This window comes from Paraburkholderia adhaesiva, from assembly GCF_021390575.1.
Lineage (GTDB): Bacteria > Pseudomonadota > Gammaproteobacteria > Burkholderiales > Burkholderiaceae > Paraburkholderia > Paraburkholderia adhaesiva.
This window is the reverse complement of record NZ_JAJEJQ010000002.1, coordinates 1,837,143-1,855,383: the sequence shown is the minus strand read 5'-3', so window position 1 is coordinate 1,855,383 and position 18,241 is coordinate 1,837,143. Positions and strand designations below refer to the sequence as shown.

The 18,241-nt window shown below is 62.7% G+C and carries 14 protein-coding genes and 1 pseudogene; 10 read left to right on the top strand and 5 right to left on the bottom strand.

Translation table 11 applies throughout. The features are described 5' to 3' along the window. Positions 1–83: 83 nt before the first annotated feature. Positions 84–554: an RrF2 family transcriptional regulator gene (locus L0U80_RS23850; protein ID WP_233871184.1), complete on the bottom strand. Its 471-nt coding sequence runs from the start codon at positions 552–554 to the stop codon at positions 84–86. Between the two features lie 437 nt (positions 555–991). Here L0U80_RS23850 and L0U80_RS23845 point away from each other — a divergent pair, with 437 nt between their 5' ends. Next, positions 992–1,630, top strand: coding sequence for a Crp/Fnr family transcriptional regulator (locus tag L0U80_RS23845; protein ID WP_373322266.1), 639 nt, complete (start codon positions 992–994; stop codon positions 1,628–1,630). A gap of 33 nt (positions 1,631–1,663) precedes the next feature. Here the strand turns inward: L0U80_RS23845 and L0U80_RS23840 are convergent, their stop codons facing one another. Then, positions 1,664–2,242 (bottom strand): SCO family protein, encoded by a 579-nt coding sequence (locus L0U80_RS23840; protein ID WP_233871178.1) that lies wholly within the window; start codon positions 2,240–2,242, stop codon positions 1,664–1,666. Continuing rightward, positions 2,239–3,012, bottom strand: coding sequence for a formylglycine-generating enzyme family protein (locus L0U80_RS23835; protein WP_233871569.1), 774 nt, complete (start codon positions 3,010–3,012; stop codon positions 2,239–2,241). The genes L0U80_RS23840 and L0U80_RS23835 overlap by 4 nt, the downstream gene beginning before the upstream one ends. A gap of 1,071 nt (positions 3,013–4,083) precedes the next feature. Between L0U80_RS23835 and nirK the strand changes: the two are divergent. Then, positions 4,084–5,115, top strand: a pseudogene (gene nirK / locus L0U80_RS23830) (copper-containing nitrite reductase); the annotation flags it as partial. A 1,112-nt stretch (positions 5,116–6,227) separates the two neighbouring features. Then, positions 6,228–7,247, top strand: coding sequence for a hypothetical protein (locus L0U80_RS23825; protein ID WP_233871175.1), 1,020 nt, complete (start codon positions 6,228–6,230; stop codon positions 7,245–7,247). 372 nt (positions 7,248–7,619) lie between these two features. Here the strand turns inward: L0U80_RS23825 and L0U80_RS23820 are convergent, their stop codons facing one another. Next, entirely contained in the window at positions 7,620–9,455 is a 1,836-nt protein-coding gene (locus L0U80_RS23820; protein WP_233871172.1) for an ABC transporter ATP-binding protein/permease, read from the bottom strand. Between the two features lie 2 nt (positions 9,456–9,457). Then, entirely contained in the window at positions 9,458–10,342 is an 885-nt protein-coding gene (locus L0U80_RS23815; protein ID WP_233871169.1) for an extracellular solute-binding protein, read from the bottom strand. Between the two features lie 179 nt (positions 10,343–10,521). Between L0U80_RS23815 and L0U80_RS23810 the strand changes: the two genes are divergently transcribed. The 7 genes from L0U80_RS23810 (at position 10,522) to L0U80_RS23780 (ending at position 18,072) form a co-directional block, all read left to right on the top strand. Beyond that, complete coding sequence (locus tag L0U80_RS23810) at positions 10,522–10,953, top strand: TOBE domain-containing protein (RefSeq protein WP_233871166.1); 432 nt, start codon at positions 10,522–10,524, stop codon at positions 10,951–10,953. A 233-nt stretch (positions 10,954–11,186) separates the two neighbouring features. Beyond that, entirely contained in the window at positions 11,187–12,458 is a 1,272-nt protein-coding gene (locus L0U80_RS23805; protein WP_233871163.1) for an MFS transporter, read from the top strand. A gap of 314 nt (positions 12,459–12,772) precedes the next feature. Then, on the top strand, positions 12,773–13,231 hold the full coding sequence (locus L0U80_RS23800) for a zinc-finger-containing protein (protein ID WP_233871160.1): 459 nt from the start codon (positions 12,773–12,775) through the stop codon (positions 13,229–13,231). A gap of 111 nt (positions 13,232–13,342) precedes the next feature. Then, a complete protein-coding gene (locus L0U80_RS23795) occupies positions 13,343–13,807 on the top strand; it encodes a hypothetical protein (RefSeq protein WP_233871157.1) in 465 nt (154 codons plus the stop codon). 843 nt (positions 13,808–14,650) lie between these two features. Then, positions 14,651–14,821 carry a hypothetical protein gene (locus L0U80_RS23790; RefSeq protein ID WP_233871154.1) on the top strand — a complete coding sequence of 57 codons (171 nt, stop codon included), beginning with the start codon at positions 14,651–14,653 and terminating at the stop codon, positions 14,819–14,821. A 149-nt stretch (positions 14,822–14,970) separates the two neighbouring features. Beyond that, positions 14,971–16,722, top strand: coding sequence for an ABC transporter permease (locus L0U80_RS23785; RefSeq protein ID WP_233871150.1), 1,752 nt, complete (start codon positions 14,971–14,973; stop codon positions 16,720–16,722). A 12-nt stretch (positions 16,723–16,734) separates the two neighbouring features. Further along, on the top strand, positions 16,735–18,072 hold the full coding sequence (locus tag L0U80_RS23780; protein ID WP_233871147.1) for an ABC transporter ATP-binding protein: 1,338 nt from the start codon (positions 16,735–16,737) through the stop codon (positions 18,070–18,072). Positions 18,073–18,241 lie beyond the last annotated feature (169 nt).

The following is an 18,241-nucleotide window of genomic DNA, read 5'->3' as shown; positions in this document are numbered from 1 at the left end:
ATTCCTGAGAGATTGCCGAAAACCGGATTATCTTGCTGCAGAGTGGCGTGGTTCAGGATGCAGGCAAAATTCTGAACCATGCCTCACGGCGTGGATTGCTGCATCGCCGGATGCGAGACGAGGTTGCCGATCAGAAGGCGCGTCAATTCGGTTTGTTCGGAGGCGAGATCGGCGAACGTACACCTGTCGAGCACATCGAAATACGCACGCGCGGCCGCGGAAAATGCGCAACGAAGTCCAGCGGCTGCGGTAATTGCGCATGCGAGATCTTCAACATCGAAGCGTTCGCCCACGTCCAGATTTCGCTCCATGACGCGAACGATTTCACCGATAGTAATGCGCCCTGCAGGGCGGCCAAGGCGCAAGCCACCCGCACGGCCCCTTACCGTACTCAGATAGCCCGCTTTACCAAGCGCATGAACGACCTTCGTCAGATAGTTGCGCGAGATACCGAACGCGTCGGAAATCTGGCCGACCGTGATGACTTCGTCGGCGTGAACCGTGGTGTGGAACAGCACCAGCAGACCGTACCTGGTAAAGCCTGTGAGCCGCATAGTTATTTGCTTTCGTAAATTGGCGATAGAAATGTGCTTTGCTTACGGCTGCATTGCACCGGATACATTCCGGATGAATTAATCGCACATCGATAGTACGGCTCTACTTATTGCCCAAAAAATGTTACGGCTCAATATTTTTGCGAGTCGGTTCAGTTAAACGTTTGCGATTGTGTGCGCGTCGATATACAGAATTCGGCGCACGCAAAAAACAGCCTTGCTGAAGCCGCCGGAGTTGCGTGAATGGGTGCGACATAAGGCTCGAAATGGCAGATCACTGTTTGACCGCGGGCATATCTATCCATACTTTCGCGCGCGACAATTGGCGGATCTGCGGCTAACGCATCTGTCCAGTTCAATCCAATACAAAGCCGCTAACCAGTCGGAGCAGCCAAATGCGGGTAGGTAAGATTCGATTTCAGGAATTCCTCTCGAAGATGCCGTTGTTCAACGACATGTCGCCGGAGGAACTTGACGTTCTTGCGCAGGGAACAACCGAGGTGAGGGTGGCGCGTGGCGCAACGATATTTCGCCGCGGCGATCCCTGCCTGGGTTTCCATACTGTCGTGTATGGTTTGATCAAGCTGAGTTTCAGTTCTCCCATTGGAGAAGAGAAGATCGTGCGCCTCGTGGGGCCGGGCGACGGCTTCGGCGAAGCATTGATGTTCATGGACAAGGCCTATATCGTGTCCGCGCAGGCGTTGGCTGACACCTTGCTGTTACATGTGAAGAAAACAGTCGTCATTACCAGGCTCGAGCAGGATCCTGTCTTTGCTCGCAAGATGCTGGCCAGTCTCAGCATGCGTCTTCACAATCTGATGCGTGACGTGGAGGCGTATTCGCTCCAGTCTGGAACGCAGCGAGTAGTCGGCTATCTGCTGAACCTTGTGGACGGTACTTCGACGGCTCCCCAGCAAGTGCGTCTGGAATCCGGCAAAAGAACGATTGCTTCGCGTCTCAACATAACGCCGGAACATTTTTCGCGCATCTTGCGCGATCTGCGCGTCCGGCAACTCATCCAGATTAAAGGTCGGGAAATCACGATTCCCGATGTCGCGCGTTTAAGAAACGGTTGAGCGAGTAGCCGGGATCTTCCGTACTCGAACTGATCAATATCGGGCTACGCGTTCTCGCACCGCCGAGACAAATGCCGGATCGACTTTGCCGATGACCGACGTACGCGCGACGATACGGCCGTTCTCGTCCAGAAGCGCGATAACTGCGTTATGGCTGAAATCGGCGTCCGTGCGACGGCGGTATGCGACGCCGAGCGTTGCGGCGAACGCCATCGTGTCTCCGGCTGTCGTGCGTGTGAGCCGCCAGTGCGCCGGGTCGAGCTGATGCGCTTTTGCCATGGCTGCGAGATTGACGACATCATCATGTTCCGGATCCATGCTGACTAGCAGCACGGAAGGCTCTGCGCGGTCCGGCACGTTCAGTGCGTGGCGAATCTGGTCGATGGTGTCGACCGTCAATGGGCAGGCAGCGGAGCAGGCCGTATAAAACATGCTGACAATGACGGGCCGTCCGCGCATCGACGCGAGATCGAACTGTCGTCCTTGCTGGTCCTGCAACGCAAGAGGCAACTGGTACAGCGAGTCGCCCGGTAGCGAAATGGATGGCGCGGCGGCGACGAGCGCTGGACAAACCATCAGGAGTGCGTAGAGGAAAACTCGAATGCGCTTCATGTCGCGTCCTTGTTGTTGATGACCTGATCCCCGTCGGGATCCTTGACGCAACGGAAGCCCACGCTGCTACTGCTGTCGGTCGGTGTCATTGCGGCGAGGGCCGAGACGCGCATGATCAGTGAGAAATCGGTGCGATCGGAGAATGCAAGCGCACCGCCGCCGCAAAGACGGAGCTCGTTGCTTCCGCCCGGACTACGCCCATCTGCGTCTGCAAATAGCGAGGCATAGTCGTCCACCCATTCGCCGACCAGCGTGTGCATGCCGTATAGGCCATACACGTTCGGTGCCTCCCGTACGGGCGTTGCAGCTGGCCTGCTGAAACTGTCCACCAGGGCAGTGAGTATGCGTGCCTGGCGTACGGTGTCCGCGCGTGCATCGCGATGCTGCCCGTCTGCTGCTGCCGCGTACTCCCATTCAATCCAGCGCGGAAGGCGCGCCTCTTCCGAGGCGCAATAGGCGCGCGCCGCAAACCAGCTAACGCCTGTTACCGCCTGATTGGGAGGAGCGTCGGGACCGAGGCTCAATGGTCCGCTCCAGCGCGACAGATAATCGCGCGTGGCGAACAGAGCAGCGATACGATCGCGGCGCCAACGCGCATCCCGGTTGACGAAGGCGAGGAACTCGGCGTTCGTCACGAATCTCGACCGCATGCGAAACGGTGCTACGACAAGCTTATCTCCGGGCTCGTCCGTCAATTTGAGCGCGCTACGGAGGGACCCACCCGTTACCTCTACATAGGGCGCTTCAGCAAAAGCACACGAAGCGGCCATCAACAGCGCCGCTGCGAGCATGAGCAACCGGAATCGCCTAAACACGCTTCCTCCGAACGAAAACTCAAAGACAACGAATCACTGCGTTGCTGCGCCGAAGTGCAGCAGTGTTGTCATCCGCCCGCGTGCGTCTGGCCGTTTTGGGCCCGCATGGATTCCATCACAGTGCGAATGATCGATAACACTCTCGGAGGACGCATACGCCGCGTCAAGGGAGATGGTTGGAATGCTTAACATCTCTTCAGAAATTAGCGTCGTGTGTTCGATGTTTATTCAGGTGATCGCTACGCAAAGTGTTGTGCGTTGTGTTGCACATGCCTAACTGTGTCGTGCCAAAAAGACGCGGAGAATGAAGCGAGATTTCCCTCCGACACGAAAGAACATCACCGAAATCGCGAGGAAGACTTTATATGCGGTGAAGTGAATTCAGACCGGCTGGGAGGTGTTAGGCGGGATTGTCTCGAGCGATCAGCGAGCTACGCTGTGTATTTTTCAAAGGCCTTGAGGATCACAGAAGATCGTGTGGATAGAGACGCACGCCGCGAAAAACTGCCGCACGTGGCAAATCGAAACAATTCGGACACCCTGTGCTGAGAATCACACGAGCGATTGTCCGATCACCTTTCCTGACCGTACCGAAAACGTTTCCGATCAATGATGCTGCGCCGCTCAAGCTCGCGAAATGTCGGCACATCAGCACCAGAAATTTCGGTGGACTGGATTTACGTGTAGTGCGTCGTCCGGTCTGCATGCGACAACCTGCCAATTAACCGGGTTTGGATAATTAATTCATGTTAAGGCGTGCAGCGGTCTCGCGCGGCAATCTTGTTTTTGTTTTGTAAGCGCTCTTGAGCTTTAGATGCGTATGCCCCATTCGTTGAATTTAATGGGTAGGGCTAACTGTGCCAATGTGACGCGGAATATATCACTACGTGATGCATTGGAAATGAAGGCGAAGTGGTTGGCGTTGAAAAAATATCCTTTAACTAGCGAAGACCAAGTTTTATCCGCTTCGGCGCATTGCGCATGAACTTTGTCGCCGGGCGGCGGGAACCCGTAAGGAGAATAACGATGACAGGAAGGTTGTGTACCGCACTTGCTAGCCTCGGTCTGCTGGCGAGCCTCGCGTATCCGCTCGCTGCGATGTCCGCGACTGCGCCGGTTGGCGCAGTGCCCGGTGATTTCGGGCCGCCGCAGGGGGACCCGATTCATGCCGTGCTGACCAGTCCGCCGAATGTGCCGCCGCCGATTACGCGCGACTACCCTGCGCGAGTCATCGTCGATCTCGAAGTCAAAGAGGTGAAGCAGCAAATCGCAGATGGCGCCACGTACGACTTCTGGACGTTCGGTGGCACGGTGCCGGGTAGTTTCATCCGCGTGCGTCAGGGCGATACGGTGGAACTCCATCTGAAGAATCCGTCGAATTCGCACATGCCGCACAACATCGATCTGCACTCGGTGACTGGCCCGGGCGGGGGCGCAGCATTGACACTCGCGTCGCCGGGGCACGATGCTACGTTCACGTTCAAGGCGCTGAATGCGGGTCTTTTCGTCTATCACTGCGCAGCTGCCCCGGTGGGCATGCATATCGCCAATGGTATGTATGGGATGATCGAAGTCGATCCGCCAGAAGGATTGCCGAAGGTCGATCGCGAATACTACGTCATGCAGGGTGACTTCTACACGAACGGCAAGTATCACGACAAGGGCTTGCAGTCGTTCGATCCCGAGAAGGCCGTCGACGAGCGTCCGACCTATGTCCTGTTCAATGGACGCGAAGGCTCGCTCACCGGCGACAACGCGCTGAAGGCGAAAGTCGGCGAAACGGTCCGGCTGTTCGTGGGCAACGGCGGTCCGAATCTGGTGTCGAGCTTCCACGTAATCGGGGCGATTTTCGACAAGGTGTGGGACGGATCGTATAAGCACTATGAGGAAAGCGTGCAGACCACGCTGATTCCGGCGGGTGGCTCCAAGGTCGTCCAGTTCAACACCGTGGTGCCGGGCACTTTCCTCCTCGTTGACCATTCGATCTTCCGTACCTTCAATCAGGGTGCGCTGGGGATGATCAAAGTGGAGGGTCCCGCCGCGCCGGACGTTTATTCGGCTGCCGCACCGGCGAAATGATGGGGTGTCGCTTGCGAAGGTGATTTAGCGCCTTCACACTCGACGGCCAGCGCTACTCTGCTGCCGCCCGGCATCGAGGCATCCTCGTTACGCCGCGCGGCAGCGCTTGCTTTTTGCGGCGCTGAACGGGACGGTGGGCGGTTTGCGTGGATCTCCAGAATTCGCTCGTGTTCGTGTGCGATTGGCCGCGATGCGGTCATCGGATGCTGGACGCGAATCCAGTAGGCCGTGATCGGTTCTGTAACCCCGGTGTCGATTGCATAACGGCATGGTGAGGATTTCCAGGAGTTGTCAGGGCAGGGCGAGGGATTGATATAGCCCTGTACCTTCGCGCGGTCGAACTGGCGCCTCGCAAAGCGCGAGAAGCCAATTGCGCGGACCCCACTGAGCCCCTGGCCGACAGGTGAGCCTCTAGGGCGTGCGATGGCCGGCAATCGGTGAGTATTTCCGGGAGTGCGGGCTATCAGATGCCCGATCGAATGGCGCACGCCGAGGACGGACCAGCAGTGCTCGCACGGTAGACGGTTACCTGGCGCTGTGATGGCGAGCGGTGGGTCATAACGAATCACCACCGGTCGGCTATACCGGAGCCGTCGCAGTGAGGATGCTCGAGCGCTATTTAGTTCGTTATGCATATCAAAGTGGCTGGAGAGCCTTCGGCCACGAAGAACGGTGAGAGCTTTCGGGAGCATAGCGATCGCAATGGTGAGCGCTTTCGGGAGACGCTTGTGCAAATGTAAAAGGTTGCGCAGTTGCACGATGAATCGATCTTTATTCCCTCGGTGGCTGTCAAACCAAACTCAGAAGGTGAGAATCTGCGGGAACGGGCGTTAATTGTGCACGTGCCAGCGCGCGTTTTGATCAATAACGGTTATGCGCGACGCCACAAAAATTTCACCGACGAGCGTTGTCGCGCACACCGAATGGTGAGCTTGTTCGGGATGTGCGCCCCGAATCTGGCCGCTCGAAAATTCGCGCTATAGTGCTGTCTCCTGCGATGCGGCAGGGGTGCTCCGCGATCGCCTCTACGGATCGCGTGAGACACCCGATTCCGGCCACGCCCCGCGCGCGGCCCGCAACGGAGTCCTGATATGGGCATCTTCGACAGACTATTCGGAACGCGACCGAAGTCGGTGCCGGAAACGCCGCAGATCCGCGCGTTGATCGAGCGTCTACTGGTGTTGAGTCCGTCGCTCAGGCTCGCGGACGGCTTTCGGGAGCGCGTCACGCCAGCGCTGGCGCGCTCGATCGACCACGTGAGCCGCCTCGTGAGCGAGCTGCCGCAGGCACGCGAGGCGAGCGCGTCAACCTGGCTCGACGACCCCTACATTCACGCCTTCTTCGCAGCCGCCGACGAGGTCGCGCACATTCTCAGCCGTTCGCCAGACCTGCATGCGTGGTTCGAAAACCATTCGCTCGCGCGCGAGACCTTTGCTGTGCTCGGCATGGCGATGACCGAGCGTCGCGTGTTCGGCGTCGAACAGGTCGGCGACACGGTTCACGCGGACGTCGTGCGCACGACGCTGAGTTTCGACGATCATCAGGTGCGCGTCTGCGGCGAAACGGAAGCCGATCTGCGCGTGCAGATCGTGCAGCGCGTCGTCGAGCAGATTGCGCTGGAGGGCCTGGCGCAGATCAGCGCCGACGAGTCGCGTCGCGATGCACTCGTGCAGGAGCGCGCGTTATTGAAGACGCGGCTGCAACTGCTGACACGCCACGGCGCGGGGACGCACAAGATGCTCGGCGAGCACGCTTTGTCGAATGCGGCTGAGCGCATTGAACTGGAGGCCGCGATAGAGGCCAACGAGCGCGATATCAGCGCGCTTGGTCTGAAGACCGATGCGCTCGCGCACGAACTCGACGTCATCTGTGATGTGCTGAGTCATCCCGAACGGCACACGAATGTCGAGATGAAACGCTACCGGCTGAATGCGATGAACGTGGTGATCGACGGGAGCGCGGCGCCAGATGGTAGCGAAATTGTCTTTCCGCTTGCACAGCTACCCGCGAGTCCGCTCGTCGAGCGGGCGTTTTCGCTGGTTCGTTTCGCACGCTCGGATCTCGTGCCGCTGCCCTCTGTGCTCGACAAAGACAGCCGCTTCGTGATCTGAGTGGCGCCGTAGTTCGGTGAATGGTGAGGGTTTTCGGGAGCGGTGAGGGCGCGGACCTCGTGTGAAGCACACGTGAGGCCGGTAGCCGATAGTGCTTCACCGACGCACTGAATGCTCGCGCCGCCGCACATCGGGAAAATTTCCTGGCAGTCCCAGGTTGGGCGAAGGAAATTTTGCACAAATTCGCGCAAATAGACGGGATTCGTCGCGCGCGAGTGCGGTCCTGGTCGAAGGTGAGAACTTTCGGGAGCCGCTCGGAAAACGCGTTCCAGCCGCTTGCGCGGTGCCGCTATGACGCTCAGGCTGAAGGTTCAACGCGAGCCGGGAACGCGAAAGGTGAGCCTTTTCAGGAGCACGCGATCAGGAGTACAGCTAGGCACACGACGATGCCCACGCTGAAACGCCATCGCGTTCGATCGAGAAGCGCTGCACGTCGCCGGCCGCGTGTGGCGCGTCTTCGCTGGCGATATCGAACGTCTCGCCGCCGATCTCGATTGTGACGTAGCGGTCGCCATGCCTGAGCGCGTGGCCCGCGAGCGTGCCCGTCCACGTGCCATCGGGCGTCGCGCGCAGCGCGCGCGGCGCGACGCGCCACATCACACGCGTGCCCGCGGCGAGCGGCGCGTCGGCGAACGGCAGGCGAAGGCCGCTCGCGGTTTCGATAACGCCCGCAGCGCTCACGATGCCGATGCCAACGTTACGCAATCCGAGCAACTCGGCCACGCGTAGCGATGCCGGCCGCCGGAACACATCGTCGACGGGTCCCGCCTGCAGGACGCAGCCTTGTTCGATGACCAGCACTTCGTCCGCGAGCAGTGCGGCTTCGTCGGGGTCGTGCGTGACGATGACGGTCACCGCGTCGATTTCACGCTGCAGTGTGCGCAACGACTGCTGCAGACGGCGTCGGCGCGGCGTGTCGAGGGCCGCGAACGGTTCGTCGAAGAGCAGCAATTGGCTGTGTCGCGAGAGTGCGCGCGCGAGTGCGACGCGCTGGCGCTGGCCAAACGATAGCTCGTGCGGCAGGCGCGCCGTGAGCTTGTCGAGTCCGAGATGCGCGAGCCAGTAGCGCGCGTTGGTGGCATCGGCGCCGACTGGAAACGCCAGTTGCTGCGCGACCGTCATGTGCGGAAAGAGGCCGTAATCCTGCGGCATGTAGCCGATCTGCCGACGCTCGGGCGGCAGCGCGCCGAGATCGGCGTCGCCGAGCGTGACCGATCCCGCGTCGTTCTGCTCGAGCCCCGCGATGATGCGCAGGGCGAGCGACTTGCCCGAACCGGACGGCCCGATGATGGCGAGCCGACGCGTGCGCGGTTGCCACGCCACGTCGAGGCTGAACGTGCCGAGCTTGCGTTTCGCGTCGAAGGCGAGACGCAGGACTTCGCCGGACTGCACTGGTGCTGCGGGTGTGAAGCCCGCGGGTTCGTCGCCATTCTCGGTGGGCGCGGCGAGCGAGGCGCGCGCGCCGCGGCTATAGACCGAGAGCACGGCGCAGACGATCGCGATGGCGAGCGTCGGCAACAGGAGCGGCATCATCGCGGGCAGCCCCTGGCCGCCGAACACGACGTAGGTATAGACCGGCAGCGAATACGGGTGATAGGCGACCATCACGGTCGCGCCGAACTCGCCGAACGCGCGCAGCCACGCGAGTGCGAGTCCGGCTCGAATGGCCGGCCACACGATGGGCAGCGTGACGCGAAAGAAGCGCGCGAGGGCGTGATGGCCGAGCGTGGCGGCGACATCGTCGTAGACGGGATCGACGGCTGCGAACGCGGAGCGCGCCGCGATGATCAGGAACGGTGCGGAGACAAAGGTTTGCGCGAGCACGATCCCCGCGAACGAGTCGGTGATCCTGCCGTCGAAGAACTGGCCGATGCCGCTATACGGACCGACGAGAAACAGCAGCAGCACGCCGCTCGTGAGCGGCGGCAGCGCGAGCGGCAGTTGCACGACGAAGCCGAGCAGCGCGACCGCGCGCGAGCGCGAGCGGGCGAGCCAATAGCCGAGCGGCACGCCGCCCGCGAGGATGATGAGCGTGGCGACGCTCGCGCTCATCGCCGACACGGCCACCGCGGACCACGTCGCGCGCCAGTCGACGTTCGCCCAGTCGGCCTGGCCGATCTGCGGGATGCTGGCGGCGAACGGCGCGCAGAGATAGACCGCGAGCAGCGCGCCGAGCCACAGAAGCGGCCGTGCCGCGGTCTGCTTCACGGTTATTGTTGCGCGGCGTCGATCACGGCCTGCACCGACGGCGGAATTGCCTCGACGCTACCCTGGACCGTCGGCTTCGTCACATCGACGCCATGCTCGGCGAGCAGCTTGCGGCCTTCGGCGCTGAGCAGGAAGTTGACGAAGCGCGTGGCGCCGGCTCGATTGGCGGCGTCATTGAGGATCGTGAGCGTGTAGTTGGCCTTGATCTTCAACTCGGGCGCGGGGTGGATCGACGGGATCTTGAGGTCGGTCGTTTCGGTCGAGTAGAAGAAGCCGGCGTCGAGCTGGCCCGACTGCAGGCGACCGACGAGCGTCTCTTCAGGCAGGACCTGCTGGGGATTGTCCAGCGCACCGAGCGTCTTTTCGACGAGATCCGGCTGGTGATAAGCCTCGGCGGCCTTCGTCATGAGTTCGACGGTAAACGCGCCTTTCGGATCGAGCTTCGGATCGGTGCGCCCAAGACGTAGGCCCGGCTCGCGGAGCACTTCGTCCCACTTCTTCGTTTTGAAGGCGGTGGCGAAGCGGCTCTTCGGGTTGTAGCCGATCAGCAGCGGCGATTCGGCGAAGTTGACGTACCACGAGACGTGATTGCCGTTCGCGTCACCCGTGAGGCTCGTGTTGACCTTCGGGCTCGCGCTGATGAATACGTCGCCACGGCGAAGCTTGCCCTTGATCTCGTTGGCGATCTTGTTGGAACCGGCGGCGTAGCCCTTGAAATGCAGGCCCGTTTCCTTCTCGAACGCCGGACCGACGCTCTTCTCCATCAGGTTCACGAGCGAACCGGCGTACAGGACGTTGACGTCGGTGTCGTCGGCGGCAAGGGCGTTCGCGCTGGCTCCGAACACACCGGACAACACCGCAACCGAGGCAATCAGCTTTCGTATCATTGTTGTTTTCCCGTGGCGTAATAAAGAGCGATATATTACGCCGGACTTGGCCCTCAATGGGATTGTCCGAATGGCCAATTGTGCTCGTGGTGACGTTCCAGGGCTCGCGCGCTCAGTTACACTGGGGTTTTCTCAATAACCGGTGTGTGCGTAGCGACGGCATGCCACAGGAAACCTCTATGCGTACAAGTGCACGGAATCACTTTTCTGGTCAGGTCAGCGCTGTGAAGGCCGGCGCCGTCAACGACGAAATCACGCTGCGCACGGACAGCGGGCTCGACATCGTTGCGATCATCACGCACGGTAGCGCTGCGTCGCTGGGTCTCGCGGCAGGCAAGCCGGCGTTCGCGCTGGTGAAGGCATCGTCGGTGATCGTGATGGTCGATGGAGACGCGGCCAAAGTGTCCACGCGCAACGTAGTGGCGGGCACGGTCGAATCGGTCACGAAGGGCGCCGTCAACGCCGAAGTCGTGATTGCGGCAACGGGCGGCGGTGCGAAGATCGCGGCGATCGTGACCAACGAAAGCGTCGGGAACCTCGGCCTCGCGGTGGGCAAAGCTGCTTCGGCGCTATTCAAGGCGTCGAGCGTGATTGTCGGTGTCGACGCGTAACGACACATAACGCGCCATTCCCTCCGACGTCCGCGGACTTGTGTCCGCGGGCGGTGCGAGGTGTTGGTTCGCGGCCTGGCTTTGCGGCCTGGCTTCGCGGCGGCGCAACTCAACACAGCGCGTGCGTGACCTTGCGTACGCAACGGGCTTCGCGCATGGCCGTGTGTCGTCTGCACTAAAATGTGCGGTTCTGCACGATTGTGCGCAACCGGCCTTCGCCTTTCCCGCAGTTCATGAACACTCCCCCCTCTCCAGCCGGGGATGCCGCCGCATCGCCCAGTCTCGCGCGCAGTCGCGGCTTCCAGCGCTTCTGGGGCGCGCGCGTGCTGTCGTCGGCTTCGTTCCAGATGCTCGGCGTGGCGATGGGCTGGCACATCTACGCGCTCACGCACAGCGCATTTGCCCTCGGCCTGGTCGGCCTCGCGCAATTCGTGCCGATGTTTCTGCTCACGCTCGTCGTCGGCCATGTCGCGGACCGCTACGACCGGCGCAGGATCGTCGCCGTGTGCCAGGCGATCGAATGCGTCGCCGCGCTGATCTTTGCGTTCGGCACGTTCGGCGGATGGCTCGGCGCGCCGGTGATCTACGCGCTGGCAGCGTGCATCGGCGCGGCGCGCGCCTTCGAGTCGCCGGCCTTGTCGTCGCTCCTGCCGGGCGTCGTGCCGCGCGTGCAACTGCCCCACGCGACCGCGTTGTCCGCGTCGGCGAACCAGACCGCGCAGATCGTCGGTCCGGCGCTCGGCGGCCTGCTCTACGGCGTGGGTGCGGGTGCCGCGTATCTCACGTGTGCGTTGTCGTTCGCCGCGGCCGCCGCGCTGACGAGCGCGATTCCGCTTCAGACGAAGCCCGTCGCGCGTGCACCCGTGACACTCGAATCCATGTTTTCGGGCATCGCTTTCATCCGCTCGCAGCCTGTGATTCTCGGCGCGCTATCGCTCGATCTCTTTGCTGTTCTGTTCGGCGGCGCGACCGCGCTGCTGCCAGTGTTCGCGCGCGACATCCTGCATGCCGGTCCCGTCGCGCTCGGGCTGCTGCGCTCGGCGTCGGCGGTGGGTGCGCTCACGGGTTCGATCTGGCTCGCGCATTTCCCGCTGCGGCGGCGCCCTGGGCTCGCGATGTTCGGCGGCGTGATCGTGTTCGGGCTCGCGACCGTCGCGTTCGGGCTGTCGCATAACTTCGTCGTCTCGCTGATCGCGCTCGCGGTGCTGGGCGCCTCGGACGTGGTGAGCGTGGTCGTGCGGCTGTCGCTCGTGCAGTTGCGCACGCCGGAGGAGATGCTTGGGCGCGTCAGCGCCGTTAGCTCGCTTTTCATCGGTACCTCGAACCAGCTCGGCGAGTTCGAGTCGGGCCTGACCGCCGGATGGTGGGGCGCGCAACGTGCGGTGCTGATCGGCGGCGTGGCCACGATCGCTGTCGCATTGCTCTGGATGAAGCTGTTTCCGGGCTTGCGCGATACGCGCTCGCTTGAACGCGAGGAGCCGCGCGAGACCGCAAAAGCGGCGTGAGGGGATGGAACGGGGCGCTGGCTGTGGCTGTGGCTGTGGCTGTGGCTCTGGCTCGGGCTCGGGCTCTGGCTCTGGCTCTGGCTCTGGCTCTGGCTCTGGCTCTGGCGCGGCCGCAACCGGAGCTGCGGTGATCTGAAATGACGCATCGCCATGCAACTCGGCGTTAACCTGGCGCCCCGAAAGACCGCCTCACCCCCCCATAACCTCAAGCACCACGCCGCCGTTTCCCGTTATCCTTTCGCGACTGCAGTACCCTTTCCATCCCCCGTTTACATATTGATTTCACCGCCCATCATGGCGATCAGGAGCATTCGATGCGCGTAGGCCGTCCCGTCAAGGCGCTGCCGCAGCCGCTGTGCGACTACTGCGGCGCGAAGGCGCTGCTCGCCCGTTACGGCGACGAAGCGTATCCGTATCGCGACGACCACGGTCCGCTCTGGGTCTGCACGGCCTGCGAGGCGTGGATCGGCGTGCCGGCTCGCAGCACGCGCAACGTGCCTCTCGGGCGCCTGGCCAACGCCGCGCTGCGCGACGCGAAGAGCCGGCTGCACGACGCGCTCGAGCCGCTCGTCGCGGCCAAGGTGCGGCGCGACGGCGTGAACGCCTTCGAAGCGCGCGGCAGGGCGATGCGCTGGCTCTCGGATGAACTCGGGTTTGACCTGCCCAATCCGTCGATCCACCATCTGACACTCGAACAGTGCGAGCAGGCCATCCGCCACATCGAGGCGTTCGTCACATCGCGGCGCGGCCAGGGATCGGCCGCAGAGAACTGAACGACCGTTCGCATGATTCGGTCACGTCTGGTTACATAGATGCGACCGCGTGTGTCTCAACCTTCTGCGCGGCCTGCCGTTATTGCACGAGAACAGTTTCTTTCGTGTGCTATGGCCAAGACCATTTCCTTCCCGACCCGGACGCAGGCGGCCCGGTCCCGCCGCAACAACAAGCAGATGCTGCTGCCGATGCCACGTGCATGCGCGGACGATCTCGCGCTCCAGGTGCATCTGGCGCTGGCGGCGCTGCGTCGGGGCGGCGCCAGTCACGACGCCCAGGCGCTGCTGCACGTGCATGTGCTCGCGACGATGATCGCCGACGCCGGTTACGGCGTGCTGACGCAGGATCAGGTCAACGACGCGGATGCGGCGCTGCTCGCCTGCTACCAGCGCGGACAATCGGGCGGCGGCTGGCAACTCGATAAAGCGGGCTTCGACGCGGTTGCCGCGATCCTGAACGTCTACGACGAACAATTGCAGTGCGCGCCGCTCTGGGTGCTGACGGAGGCGAGCGATCGGCTCGACCGGATGGGCGCGCCCGGTGCCGGCCAGTCGGCCATGCGCAAGCTGGCTTGAGTAGCGCGGGGGCTGGCGGCGCTGCGCCGGGCATGAGGCGTGCGGCCATCCAACGTGAATCGAAAGCAGTAGTAGATGTGATGTAACTGACGGGCCCCTGGAAGGAAGACGAACCGGGAGCCGGCACGGGGAGCGACGGGCAGGATCGAAGGCGAGGCAGGCGTGCGTCGGTACGGCGGAACCGGACTATCCGGCGACTCCGCTGGCCATCGTCGCCGTGAACGCCCGCGATCCGTCCCCCGACTGCGCTGCGCGCCACGTGCCGAGCTATGGCGCCGCAGTGGTGCCGTTGGCACGAGATTTGACGCGGCGCGCAATTCGTGTTGACTTCCGGCGGGCGGCGTGACTAAAATTCGCCCGTCTTAACAAAAGGGGCTGACGCCTTGGACAGTAGCAGTTGTCGATCTTCGAAGAGTTTCGCTGCCTGACCGGCAGGACGTCCGCGCTCCCTTTTTCCAAAAGCCGCCGTCTTGCCAGCAGGCAGATGGTGCGCGTCCAGCAGTAAATCCACGTGCATCCTTGTTAGCGTCATTCAGGCGCCGTTCGCATTCATGCGCGCAACGCCTGGCTGATATCGCGCCACGAACGGTCTCGCGTTCGCGGCACGGCGTGTTCGCTTCGCCTTGTGTTCGCGAAGCGCGCGCCGCTACAGGCGACGTCTGCGCGTCGCCGCGCAATAAGGAGTTCTGATGTCAGACAGTGACAGTTATCCGTTATGCCGCTTCCTTTCGACCTTAACTGAGGAAAGCGGGCAGACGTGAGCCGCTTCGCGCGCATGTCGCGCAATGCCTGTCTGCTGGCTTTCCTCGCCAACGCGTCCTCCTGGACGCGAGGAGATCCAGCATGAACTTCAGCCTTCTTTTGCCGCACCTGCCACACCTGACGCAAACGTCGCAACCGCTTCATCCCGATGTAGACGGCGCCCGCCTGCGCGCGGACGTTTCGCCGCCGCGTAGTCAGCCGACGTTCGCTGCACGCTGGCGCGAACTGCGCGCACGCGTGTTCCGGATCTGAAAGACCGGCCCGGCGCGCATTCACGCGCCGGGGACCTGCACATCGACCAGATTTCAGTGTTTCAACATGAATCAGCTCATCCGCTCAATGCGAACGACTAACCGTACAGCGCGCGGCGTCCGGCGTACAACCGGCACGGGAGGCCAGTGATGGAATTCGGCTTCAATCTGAACCGCACGGCCAACGCTTCGGCGTGGCGCGTGCTGCCCAATCGCTGGGACTTCATTGCGTTCCCGCTGATAATTTGCCTGATCGCGATGGGGGCCATCGGCTTTCACGAGACGATGGCGCCCATTTCGACGCTCCAGTCCGAGGCGATTTGGCTCGATCCGCGGATGTTGCCCGAGTACGCCATGCGGACCACGCTGCGCATGCTCGCGGCGATGGTCGCGTCGCTCACCTTCACGCTGGTTTACGGCACGCTCGCCGCAAAGAGCCGCCGCGCGGGCCAGGTGCTCGTGCCGATCCTCGACATCCTGCAGTCGGTGCCGGTGCTCGGGTACATCTCGTTCACCGTGACGTTTTTCCTCGCGCTGTTTCCGTCGCGCGTGCTGGGCGCCGAACTCGCGGCGATTTTCGCGATCTTCACGAGCCAGGCCTGGAACATGACGTTCAGCTTCTACCAGTCGCTGCGCACGGTGCCGCGCGATCTGGATGAGGTGTCCAAGGGCTTTCACCTGACCGGCTGGCAGCGCTTCTGGAAACTCGAAGTGCCGTTCTCGATGCCCGGCCTCATCTGGAACATGATGATGTCGATGTCGGGGGGCTGGTTCTTCGTCGTGGCCTCCGAAGCGATCACGGTCGGCAACAAGACCATTACGCTGCCGGGCATCGGCGCGTACCTCGCGCAGGCGATCTCCGATAAGAACCTCGCCGCGGTCGGCTGGGTGATCCTGACGATGACGGTCGTGATTCTCGCGTATGACCAGTTCCTGTTCCGTCCGCTCGTTGCATGGGCTGACAAATTCCGCATGGAAACCACGAGCTCTGGCGATGCGCCGGAGTCGTGGCTGCTCGACCTGATTCGCCGCACGCGCCTGATTCACCGCCTGCTCGTGCCGATGGGCATGCTGCTCGCCACACTCGCGCGCATTCCGATCCGCGTGCAACTGCCGAAAGCCGTGCCGGTTGTCAGCGCGACGCGCACCAAGCGCTCGCGTGTCGGCGATGTGGTTTGGGCGATCTTCGTGATCGTGCTGACCGTCTATGTGGTCTGGCGTGTCGTGGCCTACGTGCGCACGGGCGTGTCGCTCGACGAAGTCGGCCACGTACTCGTGCTCGGCCTCATCACGCTGTTGCGCGTCGTTTTGCTGATCGCGATCGCTTCGGTGATCTGGGTGCCGCTCGGCGTGCTGATCGGCTTGCGTCCCGCGCTCGCTGAAAAGATCCAGCCGCTCGCGCAGTTCCTGGCCGCGTTCCCGGCGAACCTGCTGTTTCCCGTCTTTGTGATTGTGATCGTGCGCTTCCATCTGAACCCGGATATCTGGCTCTCGCCGCTGATCGTGCTCGGCACGCAGTGGTACATCCTGTTCAACGTGATCGCGGGTGCCACGGCCTATCCGAACGACTACAAGGAAGCCGCCACGAACTTCCGCATCCGTGGCTGGCAGTGGTGGCGCCAGGCGATGCTGCCCGGCATCTTTCCGTACTACATCACCGGCGCGATCACGGCGTCGGGCGGCGCGTGGAACGCGAGCATCGTCTCCGAATTCGTCCAGTGGGGCGACACGAAAGTAGAGGCGCACGGGCTCGGCGCATACATCGCGCAGATGACCGCTGCTGGCGACTTTCCGAAAATCATTGTGGGCATCGCCGTGATGTCCCTGTTCGTCACGCTGTTCAACCGCGTGCTCTGGCGTCCGCTGTATGCGTATGCCGAGTCCCGGCTGCGGCTCGATTGAGAGTAGACCGCGATGCTGAATCCGAAACTCGTTACCCCCGATCTGATCGCGCCGACGCGTCCCACCCGCGGCGCGGAAGTGCTCTCCGTGCGCAACGTTTCGCGTGGATTCGCGAAGACCGACGACGAACGACTCGTGCTCGACGACGTGAACCTCTCGCTGCGCGAGGGGGAGATCGTCGGGCTGCTGGGCCGCTCGGGCTCGGGCAAGTCGACGCTCCTGCGCATCATCTCAGGTCTCATCGAGCCGACTGGCGGTGAAGTCGACTGGCTCGGCAAGCCGCTCGAAGGTCCGGCCGAAGGCGTCGCGATGGTGTTTCAGACCTTCGCGCTGTTTCCGTGGCTCACCGTGCTCCAGAACGTGGAAGCGGGTCTCGAAGCGCAAGGCGTGGGCGCGCGCGAGCGCCGCGAACGCGCGCTGGCGGCGATCGACCTGATCGGTCTCGACGGCTTCGAGAACGCTTATCCGCGCGAACTCTCGGGCGGCATGCGTCAGCGCGTGGGTTTCGCGCGTGCGCTCGTCGTCGATCCGACGCTGCTGCTGATGGACGAGCCGTTCTCGGCGCTCGACGTGCTGACCGCCGAAACGCTGCGTACCGACCTGCTCGATCTCTGGACCCAGGGACGCATGCCGATCAAGTCGGTGCTGATCGTCACGCACAACATCGAGGAAGCGGTGTTCATGTGCGACCGCATTCTCGTGCTGTCGTCGAATCCGGGCCGTGTCGTCGCTGAGATCAAGGTGCCGTTCAAGCATCCGCGCAACCGTCTGGACCCGGCGTTCCGCAAGCTCGTCGACGACATCTACGCGAAGATGACCGCGCGCGAGGCGAGCGCTGCGTCGCGCGGCGGGCTCGAAGTGGGTAGCCGTCTGCCGAACGTTTCGACCAACCTGATGGCCGGTCTGATCGAAACGCTGGCGGCCGCGCCGTACCACGGTCGCGCCGACATGCCGGAAATCGCGCGCTCGCTGCATCTGGAAGTGGACGACCTGTTCCCGATTGCCGAAATGCTTCAGTTGCTCGGCTTCGCGGACGTGCGCGACGGCGACCTGCTGCTCACGCCGCCCGCGCGCGTGTTTGTCGAGATGGGAACGCAGGCGCGCAAGATGATGTTCGCGGAACACCTGCTGCGTCACGTGCCGCTCGCGGCGCGGATCAAGAAGGTGCTGGGCGAGCGTCCGGGCCACCGCGCACCGCGCGTGCGTTTCGAGCAGGAACTCGAAGACTTCCTCTCCGATGTCGTCGCCGAGGAAACGCTCGATACCGTGATCGACTGGGGCCGTTACGGCGAGATCTTTTCGTACAACGACCAGTCGGAAATCTTCAGCCTCGAAGACGTCGAGGTGTAAGCGGCGAAGGGCAAGTGCCGGTGTGTTGCCGTCGCTTGTCTGCCCGCACGATGTGTGGCTCGCGCCCGGGCGTTCGTCCGGGCATCTATTCGCTGGCGGCGCGCAGGTGCGCCCGCTCTCTGCGCATTCAAGACTTATCGATCCCAGACCGGGCGGCTCGCAGCGGGCC

What these genes read in the sequence shown, in the direction of transcription:
- L0U80_RS23850 (WP_233871184.1), bottom strand. Translation starts at nt 554, where the DNA reads ATGCGGCTCACAGGCTTTACCAGGTACGGTCTGCTGGTGCTGTTCCAC.
- L0U80_RS23845 (WP_373322266.1), top strand. Translation starts at nt 992, where the DNA reads ATGCCGTTGTTCAACGACATGTCGCCGGAGGAACTTGACGTTCTTGCG.
- L0U80_RS23840 (WP_233871178.1), bottom strand. Translation starts at nt 2,242, where the DNA reads ATGAAGCGCATTCGAGTTTTCCTCTACGCACTCCTGATGGTTTGTCCA.
- L0U80_RS23835 (WP_233871569.1), bottom strand. Translation starts at nt 3,012, where the DNA reads ATGGCCGCTTCGTGTGCTTTTGCTGAAGCGCCCTATGTAGAGGTAACG.
- L0U80_RS23825 (WP_233871175.1), top strand. Translation starts at nt 6,228, where the DNA reads ATGGGCATCTTCGACAGACTATTCGGAACGCGACCGAAGTCGGTGCCG.
- L0U80_RS23815 (WP_233871169.1), bottom strand. Translation starts at nt 10,342, where the DNA reads ATGATACGAAAGCTGATTGCCTCGGTTGCGGTGTTGTCCGGTGTGTTC.
- L0U80_RS23810 (WP_233871166.1), top strand. Translation starts at nt 10,522, where the DNA reads ATGCGTACAAGTGCACGGAATCACTTTTCTGGTCAGGTCAGCGCTGTG.
- L0U80_RS23805 (WP_233871163.1), top strand. Translation starts at nt 11,187, where the DNA reads ATGAACACTCCCCCCTCTCCAGCCGGGGATGCCGCCGCATCGCCCAGT.
- L0U80_RS23800 (WP_233871160.1), top strand. Translation starts at nt 12,773, where the DNA reads ATGCGCGTAGGCCGTCCCGTCAAGGCGCTGCCGCAGCCGCTGTGCGAC.
- L0U80_RS23795 (WP_233871157.1), top strand. Translation starts at nt 13,343, where the DNA reads ATGGCCAAGACCATTTCCTTCCCGACCCGGACGCAGGCGGCCCGGTCC.
- L0U80_RS23790 (WP_233871154.1), top strand. Translation starts at nt 14,651, where the DNA reads ATGAACTTCAGCCTTCTTTTGCCGCACCTGCCACACCTGACGCAAACG.
- L0U80_RS23785 (WP_233871150.1), top strand. Translation starts at nt 14,971, where the DNA reads ATGGAATTCGGCTTCAATCTGAACCGCACGGCCAACGCTTCGGCGTGG.
- L0U80_RS23780 (WP_233871147.1), top strand. Translation starts at nt 16,735, where the DNA reads ATGCTGAATCCGAAACTCGTTACCCCCGATCTGATCGCGCCGACGCGT.